Source organism: Pseudomonas sp. Ors-4-3C (genome assembly GCF_055755035.1).
On record NZ_CM146900.1, the window covers coordinates 953236 to 965980 of the forward strand.

Consider the following 12745-nt stretch of genomic DNA (forward strand, 5'->3'; position numbering starts at 1 on the left):
ACGCTGTTAACGGTCAAAAGAATGGCAACAATCTGAAGGGAGATGCACATGGCAAGTCCAATTCTACCGGGTTCCGGACTGGGTTCCGGCCTGGACATCGGCGCGATCGTGACCGCGCTGGTCAACGCCGACAAGTCTGCCAAGCAGACGCAGATCGATACTCAGACAAAAACCAACTCGCTGAAGATTTCCGGTGTCGGCTCGCTGAAAAGTGCGCTGGCGGCATTCCAGAAATCGATGACTGATCTGGGCAAGGCGACCAGTCCTGCGTTTGCCGGTTATACCGCGACTTCGGATACGCCGACGGTACTCGGTGCAACGTCCGACAGTACTGCAGTACCTGGCAGCTATAGCGTTATCGTGAACAAACTGGCAACCGGCTCGAAAGTAGCCAGTGCTGCTTTTGCTGGCGGCGCCACCAGTGCCATTCCGAGTGGTACTCTGAAAATCAGTCAGAATGGCATTGATTACAATGTTGCGATTCCGGCCAATGCCACCTTGCAGAGCACTCGGGATGCGATCAACACCGCGCAGGCGAGCAATGGTATCTCCGCCAACATCGTGACCGACGCCAGCGGCGCTTCGCGTTTGGTGATCAACTCGAGCAAGACCGGCGCAGGCATGGACTTGCAGGTGAGTGGCATCGCGGGTCTCGAGATCGACGGTACTCAGAAAATGGGGACCAGTCCTGCGGCAGGTGCCTCGGGCGCCGTTGGCGACTTGGCTCAGGACGCATCGCTCACCATCGACGGTCTGACCGTTACCAGCAAGAGCAACACGGTAACAGGTGCAATCAGCGGAATGACGTTGAGCCTCGCTGCCGTAAGCCCTAAAGACGCCAGTGGGAATCCGACGCCCGCAACCGTGACCGTCGCAACCAACACCGCAGGCATCCAGACGTCGCTGCAGACGTTCATGGATTCCTACAACACGCTCAAGCGAACCATCGATACCCTGTCCAATGCGACCGCGGACGCTGATGGCAACCTGACTGTTTCTGCTGCGTTTACCGGTGACTCGCTGCCGCGTTCGCTGATGGCGGATATCCGTTCGCAGCTGACCCAGAGCTCGGCAGGTACCGGACAGTTGGCCGTCCTGGCGCAGATGGGTGTGCTGACCGACAAGGAAACCGGTGAGTTGACCCTCGATACCAAGGTGTTCAACGATCGTATGAGTATTCCGGGCATGTCTGGTCAGGTTCAGCAGATGTTCTCCGGCACCAATGCCACCAATGGTCTGTTGGCGCGCATGAGCAGCGCGGTTGATCCGTACATCAAGTCGGGTACCGGGCTGCTCGATCAGCGCAGCACCAGTTTGACCAACGCTGCGGCGAATCTGAAAAAGCAGCAGACAGCGTTGGACTTGCACGTGACGAGCCTGACGGCGACGCTGACCGCCAAATACAACGCCATGGACCTGTTGGTCGGGCAAATGAAGGCGACGGCAAGTAACATCACGTCGTTCTTCAGCTCGCTGAACGCTCAGCAATCCGCGAAGTAACCCGTAAGAACGACAAAAACCCGGCTACGCTTCATCGGCGTGCGCCGGGTTTTTGTCTTTTGATCTAAAGTTCTGTGATTCGTTGGCGATACACTGGTTATACGAGTCATTGTGGCAATGAGGTAGAACATGAACCCAATGTTAGCCCTTCGGCAATATCAAAAAGTCGGTGCACACGCCCAGACATCCGAAGCGAGCCCGCACCGCTTGGTGCAAATGTTGATGGAAGGTGGTCTGGAGCGCATTGCTCAGGCCAAGGGTGCCATCGAGCGCAAAGACATCCCTGCCAAGGGTACGGCTATCAGCAAGGCCATCGGTATCATTGGCGGTTTGTGCGAGGGTCTGGATCTGGAAAACAGCGCCGATTCGGTCGCTGATCTCAATCAGCTCTACATCTACATGATGAAGCGACTGGCGCAGGCCAATATTGACAGCGACCCGCGAATTCTTGATGAGGTCGCCGGCCTGCTGCGCACAGTAAAGGAAGGCTGGGACGGCATCGCTCCGCCAGGTCCCCAGTTTTAAGGAGAGCACCATGAGTCTTGTATTGCAGCGAATCGCAGATACCCGTGAAGCGTTGGTCAGCGCGCTGGCCGAACGTAACTGGGAGGCCATTGGCGAGCTGGATCTGGCCTGCCGTTCCTGCATGGAAGACGTCATGGCCGAGGCCTCGCTGGATGAGGAGGCCTTGCGCAATAACCTTGAGGAGCTGCTCCACGTGTACAAGGAGCTTCTGGAGGCGGCGATGGGTGAGCGGCAGGCGATAGCCAACGAGATGTCGCAGATCACCCAAGCGCAGAAGGCGGCAAAGGTTTACCATCTGTTTGGTTAATTAACCTCCAGTTAATCCAGACATGTGCGCCATAAATTTGACTGTGCACGGTTTTTTGACTTAACTAGTGGCTGTTTTCAGATTTCAGGCGTCTACAGGCACAAGGTGTCCTGCAAGCGTCTCGCTTGCCCCATTTTTCGGGCATTGAGTTGACTAGGGAAGTTGCTATTGCATGTGGCGTGAAACCAAAATTCTGCTGATCGATGACGATAGCGTCCGCCGCCGCGACCTGGCGGTGATTTTAAATTTTCTCGGCGAAGAAAATTTACCCTGCGGCAGCCATGACTGGCAGCAGGCCGTCGGCTCTTTGTCATCAAGTCGTGAAGTCATCTGTGTACTGATCGGGACGGTCAATGCTCCGGGTGCACTTTTGGGCTTGTTAAAGACACTCTCGACATGGGATGAGTTCCTTCCGGTTTTGCTGATGGGCGATAATTCTTCCGTCGACCTGCCGGAAGACCAGCGCCGCCGGGTGCTTTCGACCCTGGAAATGCCGCCCAGCTACAGCAAATTGCTCGACTCCCTGCACCGTGCCCAGGTCTATCGCGAGATGTACGACCAGGCCCGCGAGCGCGGCCGTCATCGCGAACCCAATCTGTTCCGCAGCCTCGTCGGCACCAGCCGGGCGATCCAACACGTCCGTCAAATGATGCAGCAAGTGGCCGATACCGATGCCAGCGTGCTGATCCTCGGCGAGTCCGGCACCGGCAAGGAAGTGGTTGCGCGCAATCTGCATTACCACTCCAAGCGTCGCGACGCGCCATTCGTGCCAGTCAACTGCGGGGCGATCCCGGCAGAGCTGCTGGAAAGCGAACTGTTCGGCCACGAGAAGGGCGCCTTCACCGGTGCGATCACCAGCCGTGCCGGGCGTTTCGAGCTGGCCAATGGCGGTACGCTGTTCCTCGACGAAATCGGCGACATGCCGCTGCCGATGCAGGTCAAGCTGCTGCGCGTCCTGCAGGAGCGCACCTTCGAGCGCGTGGGCAGCAACAAGACCCAGAGTGTCGACGTGCGCATCATTGCCGCGACCCACAAGAATCTCGAAAGCATGATCGAGATCGGCACCTTCCGCGAAGACCTCTACTATCGCCTGAACGTGTTCCCGATCGAGATGGCGCCCCTGCGTGAGCGCGTCGAAGACATCCCGCTGCTGATGAACGAACTGATCTCGCGCATGGAACACGAAAAGCGCGGCTCGATCCGTTTCAACTCGGCGGCGATCATGTCGCTGTGCCGTCACGGCTGGCCGGGCAACGTCCGTGAGCTGGCCAACCTGGTCGAGCGCATGGCGATCATGCATCCGTACGGGGTGATCGGCGTGGTCGAGTTGCCGAAGAAATTCCGCTACGTCGACGACGAAGACGAGCAGATGGTCGACAGCCTGCGCAGCGATCTCGAAGAGCGCGTGGCCATCAACGGTCACACCCCGGACTTCACCGCTAACGCGATGCTGCCGCCGGAAGGTCTGGACCTCAAGGACTACCTCGGTGGTCTGGAGCAGGGCCTGATCCAGCAGGCGCTGGACGACGCCAATGGCATCGTGGCGCGCGCTGCCGAACGCCTGCGCATTCGCCGTACCACGCTGGTGGAGAAGATGCGCAAGTACGGCATGAGCCGGCGCGAAGGTGATGAACAGGCGGATGATTGACGCCTGTTTTTCAACGCCTTCATTTATAAGCAGTTTTTTTTAGGCACGGGTATTGCTACATCCCTCGCAACGTTCCGTTTAACTGACGGTCAGCCAAGCGAGAGAACACAATGCCCCACGCCCAGATGTCTTCTGCCTCCAATGCCGAGGGGCAACCGTCGTCCTTAGAGCAGACGAGCCGCCTGGGTCTTGAGCAGGCGTTCGCGCTGTTCAATCAGATGTCCAGCCAGTTGACCGATTCCTACAGCATGCTTGAAGCCCGGGTCACCGAGCTCAAGGGTGAACTGGCCGTGGTCAGCGCCCAGCGCATGCAGGAGCTGGCAGAAAAAGAACGCCTGGCCAACCGTCTGCAAAACCTCCTCGATCTGTTGCCTGGTGGCGTCATCGTGATTGACGGCCACGGTATGGTTCGCGAAGCCAATCCGGCGGCGATCGACTTGCTCGGGCTGCCACTGGAAGGCGAATTGTGGCGTCACGTCATCGCCCGCTGCTTTGCTCCGCGTGAAGACGACGGTCATGAAATCTCTCTGAAAAACGGTCGACGCCTGTCGATTGCCACGCGTTCGCTGGATGCCGAGCCGGGGCAGTTGGTGTTGCTCAACGACCTGACAGAAACCCGTCATCTGCAGGATCAACTGGCGCGCCACGAGCGCCTGTCGTCACTGGGTCGGATGGTCGCCTCGCTGGCTCATCAGATCCGCACGCCGCTGTCAGCCGCTTTGCTCTATGCCAGTCATTTGACTGAGCAGGAACTTCCGGTCGCCACTCAACAGCGCTTTGCCGGCCGCCTCAAAGAGCGCCTGCATGAGCTGGAACATCAGGTGCGCGACATGCTGGTGTTCGCCCGTGGCGAGCTGCCGCTGACCGACCGGATCACCCCGAATGCCTTGATGCAGTCGCTGCAAGCGGCGGCGCTGACCCATGTGCAGGATTTGCCCATTCGTTGGCAGTGCGACAGCCATGCCGGCGAATTGCTGTGCAACCGCGACACGCTGGTCGGGGCGATTCTCAATCTGATCGAAAACGCGATTCAGGCCAGCGATGGCAACGTGCGCCTGAAAGTGCACTGCTACAGCCGCGACAACAGCCTGCGCCTGTGTGTCAGCGACAGCGGCAGCGGCATTGATCCGACGGTGCTGGAGCGTCTCGGTGAGCCATTTTTCACCACCAAAGTTACCGGTACCGGGCTTGGCCTGACCGTGGTCAAGGCTGTGGCGCGGGCACATCAGGGAGAATTGCAGCTGCGTTCGCGAGTCGGGCGCGGCACGTGCGCGCAGGTGATCCTGCCGCTGTTTTCCGCTGTACACGGAGCTGAGTAAACGTCATGGGCATCAAGGTTTTGCTGGTCGAGGATGACCGCTCGTTGCGCGAAGCGCTGGCCGATACGCTGCTGCTGGCGGGTCACGACTACCAGGCGGTCGGCAGTGCCGAAGAGGCGTTGCAGGCGGTCGAGCGCGAGGCGTTCAGTCTGGTGGTCAGCGACGTCAACATGCCTGGCATGGACGGCCATCAACTGCTCGGTTTGCTGCGTGCGCGGCAGCCGCAATTGCCGGTGTTGCTGATGACTGCGCACGGCGCGGTCGAGCGTGCGGTCGATGCGATGCGTCAGGGCGCGGCGGATTATCTGGTCAAGCCATTTGAACCCAAGGCTCTGCTGGACCTGGTGTCGCGGCATGCCCTGGGTAGCGTCAGTGTTGCTGACGGTGAAGGTCCGGTGGCAGTCGAGCCGGCCAGTGCGCAGTTGCTCGAACTGGCTGCGCGGGTGGCGCGCAGTGATTCCACGGTGCTGATCTCCGGCGAATCCGGTACCGGCAAGGAAGTGCTGGCGCGCTACATCCACCAGCAATCCCATCGCGCCAGCCAGCCGTTTATTGCGATCAACTGCGCGGCGATTCCCGACAACATGCTTGAAGCGACGCTGTTCGGTCACGAGAAGGGTTCGTTCACTGGCGCCATCGCGGCGCAGGCCGGCAAGTTCGAGCAGGCCGATGGCGGCACCATTCTGCTCGACGAGATTTCCGAAATGCCCTTGGGCCTGCAAGCCAAGTTGCTGCGGGTGTTGCAGGAGCGCGAAGTCGAGCGCGTCGGTGCGCGCAAACCGATCACCCTGGATATTCGCGTGGTCGCCACCACCAACCGTGATCTGGCCGGCGAAGTGGCGGCGGGGCGTTTCCGTGAAGACCTTTTTTACCGTTTGTCGGTTTTCCCCCTGGCGTGGCGTCCACTTCGCGAGCGCACTGCCGATATCTTGCCGCTGGCGGAGCGGTTGCTGAACAAACACGTCAATAAAATGAAGCATGCGGCGGCGAAACTTTCGTCAGAGGCCCAGGCTTGCCTGACCCACTATCCGTGGCCGGGCAACGTGCGTGAGCTGGATAACGCGATTCAACGGGCGCTGATTCTGCAGCAGGGCGGTTTGATCCAGCCGCAGGATTTCTGCCTGACCGGCGCGGTGACGTTTAGCGCAGCGCCGGCCGTCGTGCCGGTGCAGCCGTTGGTGCGCGAGATCGAAGTCGAGGCCGAATCCGCCGGTGCGCTGGGCGATGACCTGCGTCGCCGGGAGTTCCAGATGATCATCGACACCCTGCGCACCGAGCGTGGCCGGCGCAAGGAAGCCGCGGAAAAGCTCGGTATCAGCCCGCGTACCCTGCGCTACAAACTGGCGCAGATGCGGGATGCCGGGATGGACGTCGAAGGCTATCTGTTCGCCACCTGAAAATTGTCGCAAGTCAATTGTGGGAGCGGTGCCTGGACCTGACGCGGTGCCTTGATGGGCTTTTATAGAGTAAGTCCGCCGAGCTGGCACCCTTGTTGCTAATACCTGTGTACCCGCCGAGTGAGTGTCAAAAAATTGCGGGCCGCCCAAGAGAGTAGACCATGAGCCAAGGTATTGAATTTAATCGGTTGATGATGGACATGAAGGCCATGAAAATGGACGCCATGGCCACGCCGAAATCGACTGCCGCCGTCCCTGAACTGGCAGGCAGCAGCTTTTCCGACATGCTCGGTCAGGCCATCAACAAAGTCAGCGATACCCAGCAGGCGTCGACTCAGTTGGCCAACGCATTTGAAATCGGCAAGAGCGGCGTCGATCTGACGGACGTGATGATCGCCTCGCAGAAAGCCAGCGTGTCGTTCCAGGCTCTGACCCAGGTGCGCAACAAGCTGGTTCAGGCTTATCAAGACATCATGCAGATGCCGGTTTAAGGACGAGATTGAGTCATGGCAGAAGCAGTCGCCGATAACGTTCCGGCCAAGGCCACCCCGATAGACGGCAAACCGCCGCTGTTCGGCCTGTCCTTCCTGGAAAACCTCTCCGAGATGACCATGCTGCGTCAGGTGGGCCTGTTGGTCGGCCTGGCTGCGAGCGTGGCGATTGGCTTTGCCGTGGTGCTGTGGTCGCAGCAGCCGGATTACCGTCCGTTGTACGGCAGCCTTGCCGGCATGGACGCCAAGCAGGTCATGGACACCCTGGCCTCCGCCGACATTCCCTACACCGTCGAGCCGAACTCCGGCGCCTTGCTGGTCAAGGCTGACGATCTGTCCCGTGCGCGGATGAAACTCGCGGCCGCTGGTGTCACTCCCAGCGACGGCAACATCGGTTTCGAAATCCTCGACAAGGAACAGGGTCTGGGCACCAGCCAGTTCATGGAAGCGACTCGCTACCGTCGCGGCCTCGAAGGCGAACTGGCGCGCACCATCTCCAGCCTGAACAACGTCAAGGGCGCCCGCGTGCACCTGGCGATTCCGAAGAGTTCGGTGTTCGTGCGTGATGAGCGCAAGCCAAGTGCGTCGGTACTGGTCGAGCTGTACTCCGGGCGTTCGCTGGAGCCGGGTCAGGTGGTGGCGATCATCAACCTGGTGGCAACCTCCGTGCCTGAACTGAGCAAATCGCAGATCACCGTCGTCGATCAGAAGGGCAACCTGCTCTCCGATCAGGCGGAAAACTCCGAAATGACCATGGCCGGCAAGCAATTCGATTACAGCCGCCGCATGGAAAGCATGCTGACCCAGCGCGTGCACAATATTCTGCAACCGGTGCTGGGCAACGACCGCTACAAGGCTGAAGTCTCGGCCGACATCGATTTCAACGCCGTCGAATCGACTGCCGAGCAGTTCAACCCGGACCAACCGGCGTTGCGCAGCGAGCAGTCGGTCAACGAACAACGCACCGCCAGCAATGGCCCGCAAGGTGTACCGGGTGCCCTGAGCAACCAGCCGCCAGCGCCGGCCTCGGCACCACAGACCACCGGTGGCGCGCAAGCCTCTACCGGCATGATTCAACCCGGTCAGCCACTGGTTGATGCCAACGGTCAGCAGATCATGGACCCGGCCACCGGCCAGCCAATGCTCGCGCCGTACCCGGCGGACAAGCGTCAACAATCCACCAAGAACTTCGAACTCGACCGTTCCATCAGCCACACGAAGCAGCAGCAGGGGCGCCTGAATCGTCTGTCGGTGTCGGTGGTGGTCGACGATCAGGTCAAGATCAACCCGGCCAACGGGGAAACTACCCGCGCGCCGTGGAGCGCCGATGAACTGGCGCGTTTCACCCGTCTGGTGCAGGACGCGGTCGGCTTCGATGCCAGCCGTGGCGACAGCGTCAGCGTGATCAACATGCCGTTCTCCGCCGAGCGCGGCGAAGTGGTTGCCGATATTCCGTTCTACTCCCAGCCATGGTTCTGGGACATCGTCAAACAAGTGCTGGGTGTGTTGTTCATCCTGGTGCTGGTGTTTGGTGTGCTGCGTCCGGTGTTGAACAACATCACCGGTGGCGGCAAAGGCAAGGAGCTGGCCGGTCTGGGCAGCGACGTGGAACTCGGTGGCATGGGCGGCCTGGACGGCGACCTGGCCAACGACCGCGTGAGCCTCGGTGGTCCGCAGAGCATTCTGTTGCCTAGCCCGAGCGAGGGTTACGACGCACAACTGAATGCAATCAAGAGCTTGGTGGCCGAGGATCCGGGTCGCGTGGCTCAGGTCGTGAAAGAGTGGATTAACGCAGATGAGTGATAACCGAGCCGCAACCGCCAAACTGAACAAGGTCGACAAAGCCGCGATTCTGCTGCTGTCCCTGGGTTCAACCGATGCCGCGCAAGTGCTGCGCCACATGGGCCCCAAAGAGGTTCAGCGTGTCGGTGTGGCCATGGCGCAGATGGGCAACGTCCATCGCGAGCAGGTCGAGCAGGTCATGAGCGAGTTCGTCGACATCGTCGGCGACCAGACCAGCCTCGGCGTCGGCTCCGACGACTACGTGCGCAAAATGCTTACCCAGGCGTTGGGCGAAGACAAGGCCAATGGCCTGATCGACCGCATCCTGCTCGGTGGCAACACCAGCGGCCTCGACAGCCTGAAATGGATGGAGCCGCGCGCCGTTGCCGACGTGATCCGTTACGAACACCCGCAGATCCAGGCCATCGTGGTGGCGTACCTCGACCCGGATCAGGCCGGTGAAGTACTGGGCAACTTCGACCACAAGGTGCGTCTGGACATCATCCTGCGCGTCTCGTCGTTGAACACCGTGCAGCCGGCAGCGCTGAAAGAGCTGAACCAGATTCTCGAGAAGCAGTTCTCCGGCAACTCGAACGCCTCGCGCACCACCCTGGGTGGCATCAAGCGGGCGGCGGACATCATGAACTTCCTCGACAGCTCGATCGAAGGCCAGCTCATGGACTCGATCCGCGAAGTCGACGAAGACCTGTCCGGTCAGATCGAAGACCTCATGTTCGTGTTCAACAACCTGGCCGACGTCGACGACCGCGGCATTCAGGCGCTGTTGCGCGAAGTCTCTTCCGACGTGCTGGTACTGGCCCTCAAGGGTTCGGACGAAGGCGTCAAAGAGAAGATCTTCAAGAACATGTCCAAGCGTGCGGCCGAGCTGTTGCGCGACGACCTCGAAGCCAAAGGCCCGGTGCGCGTCAGCGACGTGGAAACCGCGCAGAAAGAAATCCTCACCATTGCCCGTCGTATGGCCGAAGCCGGCGAAATCGTGCTCGGTGGCAAGGGCGGCGAGGAAATGATCTAAGCCCATGGACAAGCATGACGATGTGACGGATCTGATCCGTGCCCGCGATGTCCGTGGTTTCGAATCCTGGGAAATGCCCAGCTTCGATCCGCCGAAACCGGAACCCGAGCCGGAACCGGAGCCCGAGCCGCCGGAAATGGAAGAAGTGCCGCTGGAAGAAGTCCAGCCACTGACCCTGGAAGAACTCGAAAGCATCCGTCAGGAGGCTTACAACGAGGGCTTTGGCATCGGCGAGAAGGAAGGTTTTCACAGCGCCACGCTGAAGGTGCGTCAGGAAGCCGAAGTGGCGCTGGCGGCGAAACTCGCCAGCCTCGAGCAACTGATGACCCACCTGTTCGAGCCGATTGCCGAGCAGGACACGCAGATCGAAAAGTCGCTGGTCGACCTCGTGCAACACATCACCAAGCAAGTGATCAAGCGCGAGCTGGCCATCGACTCCAGCCAGATCGAACAGGTCATGCGCGATGCGCTCAAGCTGTTGCCGTTGGGCGTGGAAAACGTGCGTCTTTACGTCAATCCGCAAGACTTCGAGCAGGCCAAGGCCTTGCGCGAACGTCATGAGGAATCCTGGCGCATCGTCGAAGATGACTCGTTGCTGCCGGGCGGTTGCCGGGTTGAAACCGAGCACAGCCGTATCGACGCCAGCATCGAGACCCGCGTGACCCAGGTCATGGCCAAACTGTTCGACCAGTTACACGAACAGGCCCTGCACCCGGCTGCGCCGGATCTGAGTCTGGACATTCCTGAAGAAAACCAACCGGCGGCTGCGCCTGAAGAGCCGCTCGCGGACACCCCCGATGCGCCTTGAACGCACCAGTTTCGCCAAGCGCCTCAGCACTTATGCTGAAGCCACTGAGATCGCCGGCGCGCCGATTCTCGAAGGGCGCCTGCTGCGCATGGTCGGCCTCACCCTTGAAGCCGAAGGCCTGCGCGCTGCCATGGGCACGCGCTGCCTGGTGATCAATGACGACAGCTATCACCCGTCCCAGGTGGAAGCGGAGGTCATGGGGTTTTCCGGCAACAAAGTCTTTCTGATGCCGGTCGGCAGCGTCGCCGGCATCGCCCCGGGCGCCCGCGTGGTGCCGCTGGCGGAAACCGGTCGTCTGCCGATGGGCATGAGCATGCTCGGTCGCGTACTCGATGGCGCCGGACGCGCGCTGGACGGCAAGGGCGGTATGAAGGCTGAAGACTGGGTGCCGATGGACGGCCCGACCATCAACCCGCTTAACCGCGATCCGATCCACGTCCCGCTGGACGTCGGCATCCGTTGCATCAACGGTTTGCTGACTGTCGGGCGTGGTCAGCGTCTGGGTCTGTTCGCCGGTACCGGTGTCGGTAAATCGGTGCTGCTGGGCATGATGACCCGCTTCACCGAGGCCGACATTATCGTCGTTGGCCTGATCGGTGAGCGGGGTCGAGAAGTTAAAGAGTTCATCGAGCACATTCTCGGTGAAGAAGGCCTCAAGCGTTCGGTGGTGGTCGCCTCGCCGGCGGACGATGCGCCACTGATGCGTCTGCGCGCGGCGATGTATTGCACGCGAATCGCCGAGTATTTCCGCGACAAGGGCAAGAACGTCCTGTTGCTGATGGATTCGTTGACCCGTTTCGCCCAGGCCCAGCGGGAAATCGCTTTGGCCATTGGCGAGCCGCCAGCGACCAAGGGTTATCCGCCCTCGGTGTTCGCCAAACTGCCGAAACTGGTGGAGCGCGCCGGTAATGCGGAGAAGGGCGGTGGTTCGATCACCGCGTTCTACACCGTGTTGTCCGAAGGCGATGACCAGCAGGACCCGATTGCCGACTCGGCGCGGGGCGTGCTCGACGGCCACATCGTGTTGTCCCGGCGTCTGGCCGAGGAAGGGCACTATCCGGCCATCGACATCGAAGCCTCGATCAGCCGGGTGATGCCGGCCGTGGTTTCGGCGGAGCACATGCAGCGCGCGCAGTACTTCAAGCAATTGTGGTCGCGCTATCAGCAGAGCCGCGACCTGATCAGCGTCGGCGCGTACGTCGCCGGTGGCGACCGCGAGACCGATCTGGCGATCAATCTGCAGCCGCAACTGACCCGCTACCAGCGTCAGGGGCTCAACGACAAGATCAACATGGGCGAGAGCCAGGCTTACCTCGAAACCCTGTTCGCGCCCGCGGCGGGTGGGTAACCGGCCATGGCCGTGAGCCGAGCTGCGCGTCTGGCACCCGTGGTGGAGATGGCCGAACAGGCCGAGAAAACCGCCGTGCAGCGCCTGGGTTACTTTCAGGGCCAGGTCAAAGTGGCCGAAAGCAAACTCGCCGACCTCGACGCCTTTCGTCTGGATTATCAGGAACAGTGGATCGTGCGCGGCAGCGACGGGGTGTCCGGGCAATGGCTGCTGGGTTATCACGGCTTCCTCGCGCAACTGGATACCGCCATCGACCAGCAGCGCCAGAGCCTGGTCTGGCACCAGAACAACCTGATCAAGGCGCGCGATGCCTGGCAGCAGGCGTTTGCCAAGGTCGAAGGCCTGCGCAAACTGGTGCAGCGCTATCGCGAAGAGGCGCAACGCCTCGAAGACAAGCGTGAGCAGAAGCTGCTGGACGAGTTGTCGCAGCGCTTGCCGCGCCAGAACCCTTTTTAAGTTGTCCCAAACTCCCTGTGGGAGCGGGCTTGCTCGCGAAGGCGTCGTGTCAGTCACCACCTCGGTCAACTGACCGATTGCATTCGCGAGCGAGCCCGCTCCCACATTTGGTTCTGCGTTGCACCTTGCCC

Annotated in this window: 12 protein-coding genes; all 12 read left to right on the forward strand. The window is 60.7% G+C overall.

All coding sequences use genetic code 11. The features are described from left to right. The first annotated feature begins 48 nt into the window (after nt 1-48). Nucleotides 49-1500 (forward strand): flagellar filament capping protein FliD, encoded by a 1452-nt coding sequence (fliD, locus tag ACVHNU_RS04430; RefSeq protein WP_473019095.1) that lies wholly within the window; start codon nt 49-51, stop codon nt 1498-1500. 129 nt (nt 1501-1629) lie between these two features. After that, on the forward strand, nt 1630-2025 hold the full coding sequence (fliS, locus tag ACVHNU_RS04435; RefSeq protein ID WP_103483921.1) for a flagellar export chaperone FliS: 396 nt from the start codon (nt 1630-1632) through the stop codon (nt 2023-2025). 10 nt (nt 2026-2035) lie between these two features. Then, nucleotides 2036-2332: a flagellar protein FliT gene (gene fliT, locus ACVHNU_RS04440; protein ID WP_003222861.1), complete on the forward strand. Its 297-nt coding sequence runs from the start codon at nt 2036-2038 to the stop codon at nt 2330-2332. Nucleotides 2333-2504: 172 nt separating this feature from the next. Then, entirely contained in the window at nt 2505-3980 is a 1476-nt protein-coding gene (locus tag ACVHNU_RS04445) for a sigma-54 dependent transcriptional regulator (RefSeq protein WP_003222863.1), read from the forward strand. Between the two features lie 125 nt (nt 3981-4105). Beyond that, a complete protein-coding gene (locus tag ACVHNU_RS04450; RefSeq protein ID WP_473020052.1) occupies nt 4106-5299 on the forward strand; it encodes a sensor histidine kinase in 1194 nt (397 codons plus the stop codon). Between the two features lie 5 nt (nt 5300-5304). Beyond that, entirely contained in the window at nt 5305-6696 is a 1392-nt protein-coding gene (locus ACVHNU_RS04455; RefSeq protein WP_473019096.1) for a sigma-54-dependent transcriptional regulator, read from the forward strand. 161 nt (nt 6697-6857) lie between these two features. Next, nucleotides 6858-7187: a flagellar hook-basal body complex protein FliE gene (gene fliE, locus ACVHNU_RS04460; protein ID WP_003222869.1), complete on the forward strand. Its 330-nt coding sequence runs from the start codon at nt 6858-6860 to the stop codon at nt 7185-7187. 15 nt (nt 7188-7202) lie between these two features. After that, the gene (fliF, locus tag ACVHNU_RS04465) at nt 7203-8990 is read left to right on the forward strand and encodes a flagellar basal-body MS-ring/collar protein FliF (protein WP_003222871.1); all 1788 of its coding nucleotides are present in this window, start codon (nt 7203-7205) and stop codon (nt 8988-8990) included. Then, a complete protein-coding gene (gene fliG, locus ACVHNU_RS04470) occupies nt 8983-10002 on the forward strand; it encodes a flagellar motor switch protein FliG (RefSeq protein ID WP_003222873.1) in 1020 nt (339 codons plus the stop codon). Before fliF ends, fliG begins: the two co-directional genes overlap by 8 nt. Nucleotides 10003-10006: 4 nt before the next feature. Continuing rightward, nucleotides 10007-10810, forward strand: coding sequence for a flagellar assembly protein FliH (fliH, locus tag ACVHNU_RS04475; RefSeq protein WP_473019097.1), 804 nt, complete (start codon nt 10007-10009; stop codon nt 10808-10810). Beyond that, nucleotides 10800-12158, forward strand: coding sequence for a flagellar protein export ATPase FliI (gene fliI / locus ACVHNU_RS04480; protein WP_003222877.1), 1359 nt, complete (start codon nt 10800-10802; stop codon nt 12156-12158). Before fliH ends, fliI begins: the two co-directional genes overlap by 11 nt. 6 nt (nt 12159-12164) lie before the next feature. Then, nucleotides 12165-12614 carry a flagellar export protein FliJ gene (gene fliJ / locus ACVHNU_RS04485; RefSeq protein ID WP_003222878.1) on the forward strand — a complete coding sequence of 150 codons (450 nt, stop codon included), beginning with the start codon at nt 12165-12167 and terminating at the stop codon, nt 12612-12614. Nucleotides 12615-12745 lie beyond the last annotated feature (131 nt).

Excerpts from the sequence above, each read along its gene's own strand:
- fliD (WP_473019095.1), top strand. The coding sequence starts at position 49 with ATGGCAAGTCCAATTCTACCGGGTTCCGGACTGGGTTCCGGCCTGGAC.
- fliS (WP_103483921.1), top strand. The coding sequence starts at position 1,630 with ATGAACCCAATGTTAGCCCTTCGGCAATATCAAAAAGTCGGTGCACAC.
- fliT (WP_003222861.1), top strand. The coding sequence starts at position 2,036 with ATGAGTCTTGTATTGCAGCGAATCGCAGATACCCGTGAAGCGTTGGTC.
- ACVHNU_RS04445 (WP_003222863.1), top strand. The coding sequence starts at position 2,505 with ATGTGGCGTGAAACCAAAATTCTGCTGATCGATGACGATAGCGTCCGC.
- ACVHNU_RS04450 (WP_473020052.1), top strand. The coding sequence starts at position 4,106 with ATGTCTTCTGCCTCCAATGCCGAGGGGCAACCGTCGTCCTTAGAGCAG.
- ACVHNU_RS04455 (WP_473019096.1), top strand. The coding sequence starts at position 5,305 with ATGGGCATCAAGGTTTTGCTGGTCGAGGATGACCGCTCGTTGCGCGAA.
- fliE (WP_003222869.1), top strand. The coding sequence starts at position 6,858 with ATGAGCCAAGGTATTGAATTTAATCGGTTGATGATGGACATGAAGGCC.
- fliF (WP_003222871.1), top strand. The coding sequence starts at position 7,203 with ATGGCAGAAGCAGTCGCCGATAACGTTCCGGCCAAGGCCACCCCGATA.
- fliG (WP_003222873.1), top strand. The coding sequence starts at position 8,983 with ATGAGTGATAACCGAGCCGCAACCGCCAAACTGAACAAGGTCGACAAA.
- fliH (WP_473019097.1), top strand. The coding sequence starts at position 10,007 with ATGGACAAGCATGACGATGTGACGGATCTGATCCGTGCCCGCGATGTC.
- fliI (WP_003222877.1), top strand. The coding sequence starts at position 10,800 with ATGCGCCTTGAACGCACCAGTTTCGCCAAGCGCCTCAGCACTTATGCT.
- fliJ (WP_003222878.1), top strand. The coding sequence starts at position 12,165 with ATGGCCGTGAGCCGAGCTGCGCGTCTGGCACCCGTGGTGGAGATGGCC.